A 15326-nucleotide genomic window follows, 5' to 3' on the forward strand; every position below is an offset into this window, starting at 1 on the left:
TGGCTCGGCGAGCTAGGCTCCGGCGCCGTGCTCGACCTACGGCTGATCCGACGTGACCCCGACGCCGTTCGCGCCGCCCTGGCGCGCCGTGGGGACACCGATCCCGCGCTGATCGGCGGCGTCATCGCCGCCGACGCGCGGCGGCGGGAGATCATCCCGGAGCTGGAGTCGCTGCGCGGCGAGCAGAACTCCGCGAACGCGGCGATCGCCGCCGCCAAGAAGTCCGGCGAGGGCGCCGACGACGCGATCGCGAAGATGCGCGAGGTCGCGGGGCGGGCCAAGGCGCTCAACGAGGAGCTCGTGACGGTCGAGGCCGAGCTCAACGAGCAGCTGCTGCAGCTCCCGAACCTCCCGGAGGCCGACGCGGCCCCGGAGGACACGGTCGTCAAGGAGGTCGGCGACGCGTGGAACGCCGACTGGGTCCGGGACCACCTCGAGCTCGCCGGCCCGAACCGGATCGACATGGAGCGCGGCGCGCGGCTGTCCGGCTCGCGCTTCGCGTACCTGCGCGGGGACCTCGCGCGGCTGGAGCTGTCGCTGGTCTCGTGGGCGCTGGACCACCTCGCCGGGCACGGCTTCGAGGCGGTCATCCCGCCGGTCCTGGTCCGCGAGGAGGCCTTGTACGGCACCGGCTTCCTGCCCGACACCGAGCAGCAGATCTACCACCTGGAAGCCGACGACCTGTACCTCGTCGGCACCTCCGAGGTCGCCCTGGCCTCGCTGCACGCGGGCGAGATCCTGGAGGAGCTGCCCAAGCGCTACGCCGGCTTCTCGCCGTGCTTTCGCCGCGAGGCGGGCGCCGCGGGCAAGGACACGCGCGGGATCTTCCGCGTGCACCAGTTCGACAAGGTCGAGATGTTCTCGTTCGTCGACCCGGCGACCTCGCGCGACGAGCACGAGCGGCTGCTGTCGATCGAGGAGTCGATCATGCAGGCGCTCGGGCTCCCGTACCGCGTGGTCAACATCGCGGTCGACGACCTCGGCGCCAGCGCGGCCAAGAAGTACGACTGCGAGGCGTGGCTGCCCTCGCAGCAGAGGTACCGCGAGCTGACCTCGACGTCCAACACCACCGACTACCAGGCCCGGCGCCTGGAGATCCGCTACCGCCCGGGCGGGGCGGGGTCGAAGGGCACCGAGATCGTGCACACGCTCAACGGGACCGCGGTCGCGGTCGGCCGGACGCTGATCGCGATGCTCGAGAACGGCCAGCAGGAGGACGGCTCGGTCGCGCTGCCCGAGGTCCTGCGCGGGTACGGCGCGCCGGCGGTGCTGGCGCCGGCCGACGCGTAGCGCGGCGCCTACGCGGCGGCGAGCGCCCGCAGGGCGGGCTCGACGGCGTCGTGGATCGCGAACGTCTCGTCGAGGCGGGTGATCTCGAACAGGCGCAGGACCGTCGGGTTCGTGCAGACGACCGCGAGCGCGTCGACCCGGCGCAGCGCGCTGAGCAGGATCGCGAGGCCGGTCGAGTCGATGAACATGACGCCGCCGAGGTCGAGCACGAGGCGCGTCCTGCCGCCGTCGATCGCGGCGTTCAGCGCCTGCGTCAGCTCCGGCGCGGTCGACACGTGGATCTCGCCGCCGACCTCGATCACCGAGGTGGTGGGGTCGATCACACGCTCGTGCGTCCGGAACCTGGGCTCTGCGAAGGACACGACGACTTACCTTCTTCGCTTCCGGCGCGCGTTGTCAACCCGCGGGCTAGCGGAACGTGACCCAGCGGTGGGTGGTCGAGCGACGCCTCTGCTGGTCGACGGCTGACGCCGTCAGGTAGGCGCGGACCGACTTCTTATGGGCCTTGCGGAGCAGCCTGATGGTCTTGCTCGGCAGCTCGATGTCCCAGGAGCCGAGGCCGGGGCCCTCGGTCCTCTTCCTCATGCTGAGGATCGTCCGGCGCGGCGCGTGGATCCTCTTGGCGGTGGACTTGGGGAGGACGAGCGTCGCGGTGAACGTGCAGGTCGAGGCGCAGGCGATCCGGACGGGCAGGTCGATGCCGTCGACCGGGTCGAAGGTGATCAGCGGCCTGCGCTGGAGGATCGGCTGGACGAGCGCGTTGGGGTCGACGACGTGGAGGTCGAGCGACGTCGTCCCGAGGCTGCCGCGGAGGTCGCGGACGCCGACGGTGACGTGGAAGGTCCCGGCGCCCATCCAGACGTGGGAGACCGATGGGCCGTACGTGGACTGGTCCCAGTGGCCGTCGCCGTCGAAGTCCCAGAGGTAGCGGGTGATCGCCGAGGTCGGGCCGGTGAACGCGGCCCTCAGCGTGACGACCTGCTTGATGTAGTTCTTGGTCGAGCCGGCGGTCAGCGTGCCGGACGGGGCGGTGTCGGGGCCGACGCCGAAGACCTGCAGCTCGCGGAGGTCGACGGTGGTGCTCGCGGGGTCCTGGGGCGCGAGGGCCTGGAGGCGGACGTAGCGGATCTGCGCGGTGTTGGCGGTCGGCGTGATGGTGGTGTTGGTGGCGCGCGCGGTCTGGTCGAAGGTGCCGGACGCAGCCAGGTTGTAGGTGTTGCCGTCGGTGGAGGTGAGGATCCGGTAGGCGCCGAGCGCGGCGCCTGGGTCGTGTCCGCAGGTGGCGGTCGGGTCGAGCACGAAGGCGCGCGCGTCGATCGTCTGCGGCAGCGCGATCGTGATCTGGGCGGGGTCGTCCTGCGTGTGGCCGGCGACGGTGGCGGACCAGCCGGTGGCGCGGTCGTTGTCGGTGGCCGCGGTGCTCCCGCAGCCGGCGGCCGTGCCCGAGTCGTCGTTGCTCGTCGTCGTCGCACCACCCGCCGCCGACGACCAGTCGCGGTGCAGCTGCACGTTCTGCGTGGCTCCGCCCGTGGCCGGGAGAGAGAGACCGTCGATCGCGAGCTTCTCCCAGCCCGCCGGCCCGGACGCGTTCAGCGTGCCGGTGGCGCCGTTGTCGAGGTTGACGAGCACGTACTGGCCCGTGGCGCCGCTGCTGGCCGTCGCACCATCGTTCCACCCGATCGCCGCACCGGTCAGCGGCAACCCCGTGTACGCATCGGTGACCACACCGGTCAACCCACTGCTGGCCTGCGCCGCAGGGACGCATCCAAGCACCACTCCGAGCACGGCCAGGACCGCCGCACCCCTTCCCCCGATCAACCCCATGTCTCCTCCTCCCGCCCTCCTGGCGAGGGCGGCAACATACAGCCCGTCCGTCCCCACCGCCAGTCGGAGGAGACACAACTGTTCCCTCGGTCAGGCCGCAGCGGAGGGGGCGGGATTCGAACCCGCGGACGGGTTGCCCCGTCTCCGGTTTTCAAGACCGGTGCATTCGACCGCTCTGCCACCCCTCCAGAGCGGTGAAGGCTACTTGTGGCGGGGGAGGGTGGGGAGGCGCTTGACGGCGACGGGTGCGGGGAGGATGGGCGTCGTCGCGCGGGGGGAGATCTCGGGGATCCTCGCCGTGACGGGATGGACCCGCGCGCAGCTGCTCGTCGAGGGGTAGACGATCGGCGTCAACGGCTGGACGTGCGGTGTGCCGTCGCCGCCGGTCCAGACGACGTAGCGGGTCTCGGCGCGCGCCGATCGCGGGACGACGAAGGTGTAGGCGTTGTCCTTGACGTCGGCACGGATCGCGGTGCCGTCGGGGCTCGTCAGGAAGGCGGCGGGAACGCCGTCGGGGACGAGGCCGGACACGCTGAGCATGTCGTGCCCCGGCCCGCCGCAGGGATCGAGCGCGACGTCCTCGCGGCCGCGGATGAGGTCCTCGTAGCGGCCGCCGGCACCGACCGGCGCGCCGCCGAGTGCGACGAGCGCCAGGCCGGGGTGGGGCGTGGCCTTCTGGGGCTTGGCCGGCCGCGTGGGCGTCGCCGGCACGGGCGCCGGCAGCGCGGGCAGGGGCGTGGGCGTCTTGGGGTTGTAGACGACGGCCGGCGGCACCAGCGCAGCGACGCCGCAGCCGGGCGTGTTGGGGACGTCGCGGGTCGGGACGACCCACGCGCGGCCGCCGTCGGGTGTCGTCCGGACCAGGCGCGCCGCGGCGGGGTCGAACGGCTCCAGGCCGCGGATGCGCAGCGCCTGGAGTGCGTCCTTGGGCAGCGCGTCGTCGGGCGTCGCCGCGCGGCGCAGGATCCCGAAGGCGTGCAGGAGGTCGTCCGGGACCGGCTCCGGCTTCGGCGCGACCGCCCCGACCGGGCCCGCGATCCGGATCACGCCGCAGGCGATCGCGTAGGGCCGCAGGTAGCGGCTGCTGGCGGCGGCCGCGACGAGCAGCGGGCGCGTCGCGCGCAGCGCGGGGCGCAGGCGCGCCGCGGCGACCGGCACGGCCGGGACCGCCGCCGGGGCGGCGGCAGGCACCGCCGCGACGACGCGCGGCGTGCGCGGCGCCACCGGCGCCGCGTGCCTGCCGCTCCCGTCGGCCAGCGCGGCGAGGACGCCGAGCGCGATGCACGCCAGGGCGAGCGCGGAGACGGCGGGCAGGGTCAGGCGGCGGGACGGCATCGGGCCTCCGGGGAGTGGTCGCAGGTCAAGAGGGGTGCGCCGGACGCGTCGGCGACGTCGACGCGCGTCACGTCGCGGCCACCGGGCAGCGCCAGCGCGAACACGCGCAGCCCGGGCGGGAGATGGCCCTGGGCGATCGCGTCGGCGCCGACCGCGCTCGCCGCGAGCGTCGTTGTCGTGGTCGCTCCGCCGCCGTACGGGCGGGCCCGAACGGCCACCGAGGCGGCGCCCGCGGGCAGGGTCCCGAACGCCCACGTCAGGTTCGACGCCGGGTCGTAGTAGGTCTGGACGCGGCGCGCGGCGATCGCGCGCGGGGTGGCGCCGCCGGCGTCGCAGCGTGCGCCCGCGCCGCCGCCCGGGACGGTCAGGAACAGCCCGACCGCATCGACGTGGCCGTAGCGGCAGGCGGTCGCGCTCAGCCTCCACGCGACCCCGCGCTGCGACCCGGCGCCGACGTAGACCGCGGTCCCGGCGCCCGCCACGTCGCCGGAAGGCGCGCGCAGCGACGGCGGCAGCAGCGGCGGCGGGTCCGGGGCCCAGACGGCGTCGCGCGTGGCGATGGCCGTCGGGACCAGCGCCAGCCCGGCGGCGGCCGCGGCGACGAGCCCGCGGCGGCCGCCGCGCAGGCGCAGCCGCGCGAAGCGAGGCCGGACCTTCGGCCGCGGCGCTGCGGCATCGCGCCCCCAGGCGCCCTCCAGCGCGGCGCCGAGCTCGGCGAGGATCGCGTCCGGATCGCGTGGCGGCACGGCGCTCATGCCGCGCCCTCCATCGCGACCGCCAGCGTCCTCAGCCCGCGCGAGACCCGCGCGCGCACAGCGTCCTCGGAGATCCCGAGCCGCCGCGCGATCACGCCGTAGTCAAGTTCTTCAACAACGCGCAGCCGGACCGCGTCGCGCTGCTCGGGCGACAGGTCCTCGAGCGCGCCCGCCAGCGTGGCGCGCAGCGAGCCCAGCTCGGCCAGCTCCTCCAGCCGCGCCAGCTCGTCGGGCGCCAGCACCGGCGGCTCGACCTGGAGCCGCGCCATCGCGGCGCGCTCGCTCCGGCCGCGCCGCAGCGCGTCGGCCAGGACGTGCCGGGCGATCCCGAACGTCCACGCGGCCACCGCGTCGGCGTCGTCGATGCGACCCGCGAACCGCTCCCGGGACTCCCAGGCGCGCGCGTAGGTCTCGCCGACGAGGTCGACGGCCTGCTGGCCGTCGTAGGTCCGCCGCGTCAGCCAGATCAGCAGCCGCCGCGCGTCGCGTGCGTACGCCGCGGCGAGATGCTGCTCGGTGAGGGGCGGACGACGGGCCACGCGAGGATCTTCGCGTGGCCCTCGATCTTGTGACGCAGGCGCTGCGAGGCGAGCGCTACGCGGCGCTCACACCCACGCCGATCGGGCAGGAGACGCCCGTGCCGCGCATCGAGCAGTAGCCGCCCGGGTTCTTCGCGGGCGAGAGGTACTGCTGGTGGTAGTCCTCGGCGTAGTAGAACGGGCGCCCGTCGGCCGCCTCGATCTCGGTCGTGATCTGGCCCTTGCCGGCGCGCGCGAGCGCGTCGTCGTACTTGCGGCGCGAGGCCTCGGCGGCGGCCGCCTGCTCGTCGCCGACCGTGTAGATCGCCGAGCGGTACTGGGTGCCGACGTCGTTGCCCTGGCGCATGCCCTGGGTCGGGTCGTGGACCTCCCAGAACGTCTTCAGGAGCGTGTCGTAGGAGATGACCGTGGGGTCGTAGGCGACGAGGACGGCCTCGGTGTGGCCGGTCCGGTCGCTGCAGACCTCCTCGTAGGTCGGGTTCGGCGTGCTGCCGCCCTGGTAGCCGACGGCGGTCGAGTGGACGCCCGGGAGCGACCAGAAGGCACGCTCGGCGCCCCAGAAGCAGCCGAGGCCGAAGTAGGCGACCTCGATGCCGTCGGGGAACGGCGGCGTGAGCGTGGTGCCGAGAACGGTGTGCGCGTTCGGCACTCGGATGGGGGTCTCGCGACCCGGGAGCGCGGCCTCCGCGCTCGGGACTGACAGGTTCTTCCGTGTCGAGAAAAGCATGTGCTTCAAGGTCTCGCCACGCTGGCAGGGCGTTACAACGGCATCCGGCGGTCGTTTCCGTACACTTCCCGGACCCCTTGGAGAGGTGGCCGAGTGGCTGAAGGCGCTCCCCTGCTAAGGGAGTATGGGGTTTAGAGCTCCATCGAGGGTTCGAATCCCTCCCTCTCCGTTCCAGTCCGCACGGTCGACACGGCCGGGCTAGACTGGTTGCTCGTTGCGCCCGTAGCTCAGCTGGATAGAGCGTCGGTCTACGGAACCGAAGGTCATAGGTTCGAATCCTATCGGGCGCGCTCAAGAAAGCCCCGCATTCGCGGGGCTTTCCTCGTTCTCGCGGACGGCGCTCGACGACCTGCCGGAGCAACGCCGGGGCTGCGTGCCAAGCCGATCGGTGACGACTGCAGCGATGCGCGCTGCTGCAACGTCAGGTTCTTCGTGTTCCCAAACCCGGACCACCTCCCATCCCGCTTGCGTCAGGATCGCGTCGGTTCGCGCGTCGCGCGCGCGGACTCCGGCGAGCTTCCGAGTCCACCACCCGGCGTTGGCCTTGGGCACACTGCCGTGCTCGGGGCAGAGGTGCCAGAAGCACCCATCGACGAAGACGGCGACACGCGCTCGGCGAAACAGGACGTCGATGCGGTGCCGAGGGAGCTCGGGGACCTTGGCATCGACGCGATACCGCAGCCCAAGCCGGTGCAGCGCGGAACGGAGACGAAGTTCGGGGCCGGTGTCGCGCCGCCGAACCCGCTGCATCCGGATCCGGACCGCGGCTGACGACGCAGGAGGTGCAGGCTCCTGGGACACGGAGCCCTGTATAGCGCTACTTGGCGTGCTCGTTGACGAAGTCGACCAGCCGCTGCGGATCGTGGCCCCAGAAGATGAAGTACCCCTCGTCCTGGAAGCGCGTCAGAGTCCCTAGGTCGAAGTTGCCGTCGAGCATGATGGCGATCACAACGCTCGCGGACCCGAACTTGTCACGCCAGCGTGAGGCCTTGCCTTCGACCTCGCGCGAGACTCGCTTCCAACCGTTCTTCTGGCCGCTGTTGACCTTGCACTCGATCGTCATCAACAGACCGTCGGGGAGTCGGACGGGGACATCGCACTTCATCCCGTGAAGAACGCATTCGCTCGTGAACGAGCCCTTGTCGAGATGATCGATCAACTCGATGTGACCGGATTTCCGCCTCAGCGGGCGCTCGACTTCCGTGAGCCCTGCGTCCGTCGCAAGCACCCGACGAACCTCAGCCTCTTGATCCTTGCTGGCGCTCCCGCGACGCTCGGTGCGGAAGCGCTCGACTGCCAGCAGCTTGGCTGTTCCATTGATCGCGGCCTTGCGCTCGTCAGGCAACGGCGAGCGGTCTTGAGAAAGCCACGGGAACAGCAGCGGATCGGCCAGCTCTCTCACCGTGCTGCACACCGCCGGCGCTGCGGCCTTCACCGCTCTCGCGTTTGCTCTGGCGGCGAACGGCCAGCGTGTGACGGTTCGGAAGTCCTCTTCGGAGATCGGCGGTCCGGCGGTGTACCGGAGCGCCCGCACGATCTCGGGATGAGCAGCGACGACCTCAGGCCGCAGATCGGTGAGATCGGCGGTGACGGCAAGCGCCTGGACCAGCTCTTCGCGTGCGTCTGCGAGCTTCGGCCGGTAGGCCGCCGGAATGGCGTGGCGTACTCGCTCGATGAAGATGGACGTCGCTTTCGCGATGTCCATCTTGAGCTCGTCCTCCGTGTACTTGAAGTCGCGAACGAGATCCATGGGCGCCAGTGTGACACCCATGGATCTCCGTCAACGGAGACTGCGGCTCAGACCAGCTGCTCGACGCGCTTCGCCCGGCGGCGCAACGTGCCGTTCACGCGGTGCTCCGCGGTCGTGTAACGGATCCGCCTTCGGAAGTTCGCCGGCCAAGGAGTCGAGGTCGGGCGCTCTCCTCGTTTGAGCGAACCCTCTGCCAGGCTTGCGCGAGCTTCGCGGCCGAGTGCGTGTGCCAGTTCGAACGGAACGGCGTTGCCGATCTGCCGGAAGCGGCTCGTCAGCGAACCGCTGAAGGCCCAACCGTCTGGGAAGCCCTGGAGGCGTGCACACTCCTGCCAGGTGAGACGTCTGTGCGTGCCGTCGTCCATCTTGAGCCAGTCTGGGGTCGACGCGGCGCGGATCGTGCGCGATGGTTGATCCCAGGCGGCGATGAAGCCGTCCTGTCGGTAGCCCCACTGTCCGCTCGGCCGGTTGTTCATCACCTGCCCTCCGACTCGGATACCGCTCCCCGCCTGGACCTCGGCGAGTTTCTCCTGCATCTGCGAGGAGGCCCAGACCGCATCCCCTTCGCTTTCTGGCAGACCTGCCAGTGCGTCTTTGATGGGTACCCACGGCATCAGCAGGCTGCCCACGTCGAGCGGGTTCTTCGTGTGCGTTGCAGCGGGCGGCATCGAGGGCAGTCGATGACGCCGTGTCCCAAGCATCACCAGCCGAACTCGCTTCTGAGGGGCGCCGTAGTCGGCCGCGTTCGCAAGCGCGAAGCTGCACGCGTAACCGGCACTCTCGAACTCGTCTTGAACCAAACGGAGCACGCCGCCGATCTGTCCGTCGGAGTCACGTGCTGTGACAAGACCTTGAACGTTCTCGAATAGCACGAAGGCCGGCTTCAAGGCCCGCGCGGTTCGCACGAAGTCGCGGAAGAGCAGACCTCTGGCGTCTGCGATGCCCTGTTGCTTGCCAGCGCTGCTGAAGCTCTGGCACGGAGGCCCTCCGGCGAGCAGGGAAGGCGCCTTGTCCGAGCCCCAGAGAGTCTTCAGGTCGCCCTTGGTGAGCTTCGTCAGGTCTGCTCGAGCGATCGTCGCGCCCTCGAGGTAGTGCCGATCCGACCGCTCAATCGGGACTCGTGCTGCTTGCGTCGCCTTGAGGGTCGCGACAGCGTCGACGTCGTTGTCGATCGCAAGTCTCGTTTCGAACCCGGCCCGCTCGAGGCCGGCGTCCAAGCCGCCCGCTCCTGCGAAGAGGCTCACCAAAGTCAACTGCTCCATCGAGACGCACCCTTCCCTTGGCTCCGGCAGAACGGCAACGTCCGTCAACGGAGCTGAAGTGGTTCTGAAAGACAAATACGAACATATGTTCGATCATGTGAGTGAGGCTAAACGGCGTGTCGGACATGTAGAGCCAGGGGAGCGGGCGCGGCCCTGGCGTGGGCTCGGTCGGCGCGATCATCGGTTCACCTCTCTGCTTCTGAGTAGGGCATGCGTCCACGGCCCTCACCGGTCGGACAGTCCTGTTCCACTTCGCTGAAGGAACCCTTACGCTCTTCGGCCGATGAAGCACGGACGCTCGCTCCCCACGCTCCTGGCTGCCCTCGTCCTGATGGCGCTGACCCTCGCGCTCGCCCAGCCGCAGCGTGCCAGCGCTGCTGGGAGCATCGGCGTCAGCATGAACAGCGGCGACCCGACCGAGGGTGGGGCGGTGTCGATCACGGTCTCGGGCAGCGCGGACTCCGGGACCGACTGGTGGGCGGTGGGGACGCAGGCGGGCTTCTGCGCCGCGACGGTCGACGGCAACGCCGGCGGCTACGACTTCACCTACGCGCACTACGTGTCGGGCGCGTTCAGCGACAGCACGCAGTTCACCCCGCCAAACGCGGGCACGTGGACGATCTGCGTCTACCTCGCGAACTCGACGACCGCGGCGCCGAGCGCCGTCGGGCAGACGACGTTCACCGTGCGCAGGGCGACGGCGACCGTGAACGTCGCGATCAGCGCCGACCCGACGGTCGACCAGTGGTCGACGATCACGATGTCCGGCACCAGCGAGGCGACGCGCAAGCTCCGCGCGTGGATCACGCCGAGTTCATGCGCGGCCACCTACGCCGGCAACACCGACGGCCAGACCCTGACCTACGGCGCGACGACCGTCGGCCCCGGCGCCTACAGGACGTCCTACAACTTCCAGACCGGCGCCGCCAACAGCTACACGGTCTGCGCCTACGTCTCCGACCGCGTGAACGACCCGCCCAACGGCTCCGCGGCCCTGGCCTTCACCGTGCGCGGCCCGCACGAGACGATGGCGATCGGCATCGGCGCCGACCCGCACGAGGACGCCTCCCTCCCGGTCACGATCTCCGGAGCCGCCGAGCTCGACCGCACGCTCTACGCGGCGCAGATCGCCGGCGGCCCCTGCCCCGCGCACTACAGCGTCACGGCGGCGGACTCGTCCCTGGACTACAGCGGCCGCTCGATCAAGGCGGGGAACTACTCCGAGTCCTACACCTACACGCCGCCGGCCGCCGGCCACTACCGGATCTGCGCGTGGCTGGGCAAGAGCACGAGCTCAGCCGAGCTGGCGACCAGCGTGGAGTTCGACGCCCGCCGCAGCGCCACGGCGTTGTCCATCAACATGGACGGCTCGCCGTACCTGCTCGGCGCCGGCAGGCGCACCGCGACGATCACCGGCTTCACCGAGGCCTCCGACTACGTCTCGATGGAGTCCCTCGCCGGGACGACGTGCCCGCCGCCGGAGTTCGGGGTCGACGGCTTCGGCGTCGGCGGCCCGTTCTCGCGCACGATCGCCGTCGACCCGGAGCGCTCCCCGAACTACGTCGTCTGCGCCTACCTCTTCCACGACAGGGACGTCTACGCCACCGCCCGCGCGCCGATCAGCGAGCTGGCGGTCCCGGTCCCGGCGATCGGCGAGAACACGCCGAAGGGCATGATCGGCGAGCGCCGCCCGTCGTTCGCGTGGTCGGCCGGCGCCGGGTTCAGCGACGACCTCGTGCTCTCCGACCGCGACGGGGCGACGCTGTTCGTCGTCGGCAGCGACGGCGCGTGGGTCCCCACGGACGACGGGACGCCGAGCACCGGCGGCCAGCAGCTCAAGACCCCGGCGGCCGCTTCCCGCAAGGGCTACGAGCGCCTGCCCGGCGCCGCGACCTACAGGACCGCCGCCGGCAGGACCACGGTCAGGGTCACGCAGCCGCTGCCGCCCGGCGGCTACCGCTGGTCGGTGCAGCGCAGGCGCTCCGACGGCGAGACGGCCAGGACGGCGCCGATCGCCTTCAAGATCGCCGGCCCGGACGTCAAGAGGCTCGCGGTCCGGGCGAAGTCGTTCCCGGTCGCCAACAGCAGGCACCCGGGCCACAGCGAGCTGCGGATCACCACCACGCCGTGGGCCTACGTCCGGATCCAGCTCACGCGCGGCGGCCGCAAGCAGGTCCAGAACCTGCGCTGGGACGGCTCGGCCAGCCACGCGCTGAGCTTCACCTGGACCTGCAGGGCCGGCGGCGGCGCCTACCGCTACGTCGTCACCGCAAGCGACGACGATGACCACAGCTTCACGCGCCACGGCACGATCAGGACGATCTCCCGCGCCCGCTGCGCGTCGCTGCGCGCGGCCGAGCGGCGCAAGGTCGACCGCCGCGTCGCGCAGCGCCGCGAGCGCCAGGCCGCCGCCGAGCGCCGCCGCGAGGCCGCCGCCCGCGCCAGGGCCCAGCGGCTGGTCGACCAGTGCCACTCGATCGGCGGCGTGGTCCGCAACTGGGAGTGGTCGGATGGCACGACGTGGCTGCTCTGCGTCACCCCGTCGGGCGCGTTCCCCATGTAGCAGACCGACATGTAGGACGTATCGCTCAACGGCGACTTCACGCCGAAGTGATAAGAACGCATCCTCATGAAGAAGCATCTGCGGTTCGCCGCCATCCTCTCGACCACGGCGATCGCCGCCTCCGGTCTCGCCGCCTGCGGGTCCAACGACGACAGCAGCACGTCGTCGTCCACGCCCGCGGCCGCGTCCACGACCGCGTCGACGACGCCGTCCACCAGCATCGCCGTCCCGGACAAGATCAAGTCCAAGGGCACGCTCACCGTCGCCGCCGACGCGTCTTATGCGCCGAACGAGTTCTTCGGCAGCGACGGCAGGACCGTCCAGGGCATGGACGCCGATCTTGCTCAGGCGATCGGCAGGGAGCTCGGCCTCAGGGTCAGGGTCCAGAACGCCGGCTTCGACGGGATCATCCCGGGCCTTGCTGCCGGCAAGTTCGACCTCGGCATGTCGTCCTTCACGGACACCAAGGAGCGCGAGAGGACCGTCGACTTCGTCACGTACTTCTCGGCCGGCACGTCCTTCTACACGAAGGCCTCCGGTGGCACCGACGTCACCGGCCTCGCCGACCTCTGCGGCAAGACCGTCGCGGTCGAGAAGGGCACGACCCAGGGCGACGACGCCACCGCCCAGGGCAGGAAGTGCAAGTCCGCCGGCAAGGGCGACGTCAAGGTCTCGACGTTCCCGGACCAGAACGGCGCCAACCTGGCGATCTCCTCGGGCCGCGCGCAGCTCGGCATGGCCGACTCGCCGGTCGCCGACTACCAGGTCAAGCAGTCCAACGGCCAGTTCAAGACCGTCGGCACGCCCTACGGCACCGCGCCCTACGGCATCGCGATCCCGAAGAACTCGGGCCTCGCCGATCCCGTCCTGAAGGCCGTCAAGGAGCTGATCTCCAACGGCCAGTACAAGCAGATCCTCACGAGGTGGGGCATCGCGGACGGCGCGATCACCGACCCCGTGATCAACGGGGCGACCTCGTAGCCGCCTGATGTCCACGACGCAGCAGCCGGCCGGCTCCCCGGAGCCGGCCGGCGGCGTCACCCCCGGCGCCATCGAGGCGGTCCCGGTCCGGCACCCCGGCCGCTGGGTCGCCGCGCTCGTCGTCGCGGTGATCGCCTTCCTCCTCGCCAGGTCCGTCATCACCAACCCCCGCTTCGAGTGGGACGTCGTCGGCGACTACCTCTTCGACGCCCGCGTGCTGCGCGGCATCGTCACGACGCTCGAGCTGACCGTCATCGCGATGGTCATCGGCATCCTCGGCGGGGTGCTGCTGGCGGTCATGCGCCTGTCCCCGAACCCGATGGTGTCGGGCTCGAGCTTCTTCTACATCTGGATCTTCCGCGGCACGCCGGTCCTGGTCCAGCTGCTGTTCTGGAACTTCATCGCCGCCGTCTACCCGCAGATCACGTTCGGCCTGCCGTTCGTGCACCTCGACGCCAACGACCTGATCAAGCCGTTCACCGCGGCGATCCTCGGGCTCGGCCTCAACGAGGCGGCCTACATGTCGGAGATCGTGCGCGCCGGGATCCTCTCGGTCGACGAGGGCCAGGCCGAGGCCGCGCAGGCGCTCGGCATGACGCGCACCCAGACGATGCGCCGGATCGTGCTCCCGCAGGCGATGCGCGTGATCGTCCCGCCGACCGGCAACGAGATCATCTCGATGCTGAAGACGACGTCGCTGGCGTCGGCGATCGCGGTCACCGAGCTGCTCTACGCCGTCCAGCTGATCTACGCGCAGAACTACAAGACGATCCCGCTGCTGATCGTCGCGAGCTTCTGGTACCTGCTGGGCACCACGATCCTCTCGATCGGCCAGTACTTCCTGGAGAGGCGCTTCGGCCGCGGCCGCTCGCGCGCCGAGCAGCTGGGAGTGCGTGCGAGGTTCATGGCGCTCGCGAACCGCGGCGGCGAGCCGCGAGGGGTATGAAAGCGATGAGCGATCCCACGAAGAACCCGATGGTCCGGGCCGAGGAGGTCCACAAGTCCTTCGGCAGGACCGAGGTCCTCAAGGGCGTCTCGCTGACCGTCGACCCGGGCGAGGTGCTGTGCGTCATCGGCCCGTCCGGGTCGGGCAAGTCGACGTTCCTGCGCTGCATCAACCACCTGGAGAAGATCCAGGCCGGGCGGCTGTGGGTCGACGGCGAGCTGGTCGGCTACCGCGAGGCCGGGGACAAGATCCACGAGCTGCGCGAGTCCGAGGTCGCCAAGAAGCGGGCCGAGATCGGGATGGTGTTCCAGCACTTCAACCTGTTCGGCCACATGACGGCGATCGACAACGTCATGGAGGCGCCGGTCCGCGTGAAGGGCGTCGCGAAGTCCGAGGCGCGCGAGCGCGCCGAGGTCCTGCTGGAGCGCGTCGGCCTGGCCGACAAGCTGAAGAGCTACCCGGCGCAGCTGTCGGGCGGCCAGCAGCAGCGCGTGGCGATCGCCCGCGCGCTGGCGATGCAGCCCAAGTTGATGTTGTTCGACGAGCCGACCTCGGCGCTGGACCCGGAGCTCGTCGGCGACGTGCTCGCGGTCATGCGCGAGCTCGCGCAGTCGGGCATGACCATGTTGGTGGTCACGCACGAGATGGGCTTCGCGCGCGAGGTGGGGGACACGCTCGTCTTCATGGACGGCGGCGTGATCGTCGAGCGCGGCAAGCCCGCCGACGTGCTCGGCGCGCCGAGGGAGACGCGCACGCAGTCGTTCCTGGAGAAGGTCCTCTAGCCGCTAGGCCGGAAGCAGCGGACGCAGGGCGTCGAGGCCCCGGACCCAGAGGGCCTCGACGTCGGTGTTCGGCGGGAAGCGGTCGATCAGCTCGAGGTTGACCATCCCGTGTGCGAAGGCCCAGATGCAGCGCGCGGTGACGAGGTCGCCGCCGCACAGCTCGCGCAGCGGCGTGCCCGCGTACAGCTCGGCCTCGGCGACCGCCGGGTCGCTGCGGTCCAGGTCGCGGGCGTAGATCAGGTTGTACAGGTGGGTGTGCTCGTGGGCCCAGCGGCTCCACGCCATCGCGATCGTGGTCAGCGGATCGGCCTGGCCCTCCGGCGTCGCGACCGCCTCGCGCAGGGCCATGCCCTGCTCCTGCAGGCCGGCCGCGATGATCGCGCTCTCCAGCGCACGCTTGTCGGCGACGTGCTCGTAGAGCGACGGCGCGCGGATGCCGATCTCGGCCGCGACGTTGCGCATCGAGAGCGCCTCGGGCCCGTCGGCTTCGAGCAGTCGACGGGCCGCGGTGACGATCTGCGCACGGCGGCTGGTGGGCGCGGTGGCGGTCATCGTGTGACCGATGCTCCCAC

At 71.0% G+C, this 15326-nt stretch carries 15 protein-coding genes and 3 tRNA genes; 7 read left to right on the forward strand and 11 right to left on the reverse strand.

What is annotated here, in order from left to right; genetic code table 11:
* Positions 1-27 precede the first annotated feature (27 nt).
* Positions 28-1290: a serine--tRNA ligase gene (serS, locus tag H030_RS0122120; protein ID WP_027007732.1), complete on the forward strand. Its 1263-nt coding sequence runs from the start codon at positions 28-30 to the stop codon at positions 1288-1290.
* 8 nt (positions 1291-1298) lie between these two features.
* Here the strand turns inward: serS and H030_RS0122125 are convergent, their stop codons facing one another.
* From H030_RS0122125 to msrA, 7 genes are all read right to left on the reverse strand, one after another.
* Entirely contained in the window at positions 1299-1652 is a 354-nt protein-coding gene (locus H030_RS0122125) for an STAS domain-containing protein (protein WP_081691053.1), read from the reverse strand.
* 46 nt (positions 1653-1698) lie between these two features.
* Positions 1699-3015, reverse strand: coding sequence for a discoidin domain-containing protein (locus H030_RS0122130; RefSeq protein WP_027007734.1), 1317 nt, complete (start codon positions 3013-3015; stop codon positions 1699-1701).
* 200 nt (positions 3016-3215) lie between these two features.
* Positions 3216-3302: transfer RNA gene (locus H030_RS0122135), tRNA-Ser, on the reverse strand.
* A 13-nt stretch (positions 3303-3315) separates the two neighbouring features.
* Positions 3316-4449, reverse strand: coding sequence for a hypothetical protein (locus tag H030_RS0122140; RefSeq protein ID WP_027007735.1), 1134 nt, complete (start codon positions 4447-4449; stop codon positions 3316-3318).
* Positions 4431-5204, reverse strand: coding sequence for a hypothetical protein (locus H030_RS0122145; protein ID WP_027007736.1), 774 nt, complete (start codon positions 5202-5204; stop codon positions 4431-4433). Before H030_RS0122145 ends, H030_RS0122140 begins: the two co-directional genes overlap by 19 nt.
* Positions 5201-5743: an RNA polymerase sigma factor gene (locus H030_RS37715; RefSeq protein WP_051223470.1), complete on the reverse strand. Its 543-nt coding sequence runs from the start codon at positions 5741-5743 to the stop codon at positions 5201-5203. Before H030_RS37715 ends, H030_RS0122145 begins: the two co-directional genes overlap by 4 nt.
* 55 nt (positions 5744-5798) lie before the next feature.
* Complete coding sequence (gene msrA / locus H030_RS0122155) at positions 5799-6470, reverse strand: peptide-methionine (S)-S-oxide reductase MsrA (protein WP_027007737.1); 672 nt, start codon at positions 6468-6470, stop codon at positions 5799-5801.
* A 79-nt stretch (positions 6471-6549) separates the two neighbouring features.
* On the opposite strand from msrA, the gene H030_RS0122160 reads away from it, so the two are divergent.
* Positions 6550-6639 (forward strand) — tRNA-Ser (locus H030_RS0122160).
* A gap of 47 nt (positions 6640-6686) precedes the next feature.
* A tRNA-Arg gene (locus tag H030_RS0122165) sits at positions 6687-6760 on the forward strand.
* A 1-nt stretch (position 6761) separates the two neighbouring features.
* On the opposite strand, the gene H030_RS40725 is transcribed toward H030_RS0122165, so the two are convergent.
* The 3 genes from H030_RS40725 to H030_RS34315 form a co-directional block, all read right to left on the reverse strand.
* Entirely contained in the window at positions 6762-7220 is a 459-nt protein-coding gene (locus tag H030_RS40725; protein WP_081691055.1) for a DNA mismatch endonuclease Vsr, read from the reverse strand.
* 67 nt (positions 7221-7287) lie between these two features.
* A complete protein-coding gene (locus tag H030_RS0122175; RefSeq protein WP_196809232.1) occupies positions 7288-8220 on the reverse strand; it encodes a XamI family restriction endonuclease in 933 nt (310 codons plus the stop codon).
* Positions 8221-8267: 47 nt separating this feature from the next.
* On the reverse strand, positions 8268-9482 hold the full coding sequence (locus H030_RS34315; protein WP_035129268.1) for a DNA cytosine methyltransferase: 1215 nt from the start codon (positions 9480-9482) through the stop codon (positions 8268-8270).
* A 283-nt stretch (positions 9483-9765) separates the two neighbouring features.
* Here H030_RS34315 and H030_RS0122185 point away from each other — a divergent pair, with 283 nt between their 5' ends.
* The 4 genes from H030_RS0122185 to H030_RS0122200 all read left to right on the forward strand — a co-directional run bounded on the left by H030_RS0122185 (position 9766) and on the right by H030_RS0122200 (position 14754).
* Positions 9766-12045: a hypothetical protein gene (locus tag H030_RS0122185; RefSeq protein ID WP_027007740.1), complete on the forward strand. Its 2280-nt coding sequence runs from the start codon at positions 9766-9768 to the stop codon at positions 12043-12045.
* Positions 12046-12111: 66 nt separating this feature from the next.
* Positions 12112-13026 (forward strand): ABC transporter substrate-binding protein, encoded by a 915-nt coding sequence (locus H030_RS0122190; protein WP_027007741.1) that lies wholly within the window; start codon positions 12112-12114, stop codon positions 13024-13026.
* 7 nt (positions 13027-13033) lie between these two features.
* Complete coding sequence (locus tag H030_RS34320; RefSeq protein WP_051223472.1) at positions 13034-13972, forward strand: amino acid ABC transporter permease; 939 nt, start codon at positions 13034-13036, stop codon at positions 13970-13972.
* A gap of 5 nt (positions 13973-13977) precedes the next feature.
* Positions 13978-14754, forward strand: coding sequence for an amino acid ABC transporter ATP-binding protein (locus tag H030_RS0122200; protein WP_027007742.1), 777 nt, complete (start codon positions 13978-13980; stop codon positions 14752-14754).
* A gap of 3 nt (positions 14755-14757) precedes the next feature.
* Here H030_RS0122200 and H030_RS0122205 read toward each other — a convergent pair whose 3' ends face one another.
* Positions 14758-15306 (reverse strand): TetR/AcrR family transcriptional regulator, encoded by a 549-nt coding sequence (locus H030_RS0122205; protein WP_027007743.1) that lies wholly within the window; start codon positions 15304-15306, stop codon positions 14758-14760.
* Positions 15307-15326: the final 20 nt, after the last annotated feature.

The sequence above is a fragment of the Conexibacter woesei Iso977N genome, assembly GCF_000424625.1.
GTDB lineage: Bacteria > Actinomycetota > Thermoleophilia > Solirubrobacterales > Solirubrobacteraceae > Baekduia > Baekduia woesei_A.

Excerpts from the sequence above, each read along its gene's own strand:
- H030_RS0122140 (WP_027007735.1), bottom strand. The coding sequence starts at position 4,449 with ATGCCGTCCCGCCGCCTGACCCTGCCCGCCGTCTCCGCGCTCGCCCTG.
- H030_RS0122145 (WP_027007736.1), bottom strand. The coding sequence starts at position 5,204 with ATGAGCGCCGTGCCGCCACGCGATCCGGACGCGATCCTCGCCGAGCTC.
- msrA (WP_027007737.1), bottom strand. The coding sequence starts at position 6,470 with ATGCTTTTCTCGACACGGAAGAACCTGTCAGTCCCGAGCGCGGAGGCC.
- H030_RS40725 (WP_081691055.1), bottom strand. The coding sequence starts at position 7,220 with ATGCAGCGGGTTCGGCGGCGCGACACCGGCCCCGAACTTCGTCTCCGT.
- H030_RS0122175 (WP_196809232.1), bottom strand. The coding sequence starts at position 8,220 with ATGGATCTCGTTCGCGACTTCAAGTACACGGAGGACGAGCTCAAGATG.
- H030_RS34315 (WP_035129268.1), bottom strand. The coding sequence starts at position 9,482 with ATGGAGCAGTTGACTTTGGTGAGCCTCTTCGCAGGAGCGGGCGGCTTG.
- H030_RS0122185 (WP_027007740.1), top strand. The coding sequence starts at position 9,766 with ATGAAGCACGGACGCTCGCTCCCCACGCTCCTGGCTGCCCTCGTCCTG.
- H030_RS0122190 (WP_027007741.1), top strand. The coding sequence starts at position 12,112 with ATGAAGAAGCATCTGCGGTTCGCCGCCATCCTCTCGACCACGGCGATC.
- H030_RS34320 (WP_051223472.1), top strand. The coding sequence starts at position 13,034 with ATGTCCACGACGCAGCAGCCGGCCGGCTCCCCGGAGCCGGCCGGCGGC.
- H030_RS0122200 (WP_027007742.1), top strand. The coding sequence starts at position 13,978 with ATGAGCGATCCCACGAAGAACCCGATGGTCCGGGCCGAGGAGGTCCAC.
- H030_RS0122205 (WP_027007743.1), bottom strand. The coding sequence starts at position 15,306 with ATGACCGCCACCGCGCCCACCAGCCGCCGTGCGCAGATCGTCACCGCG.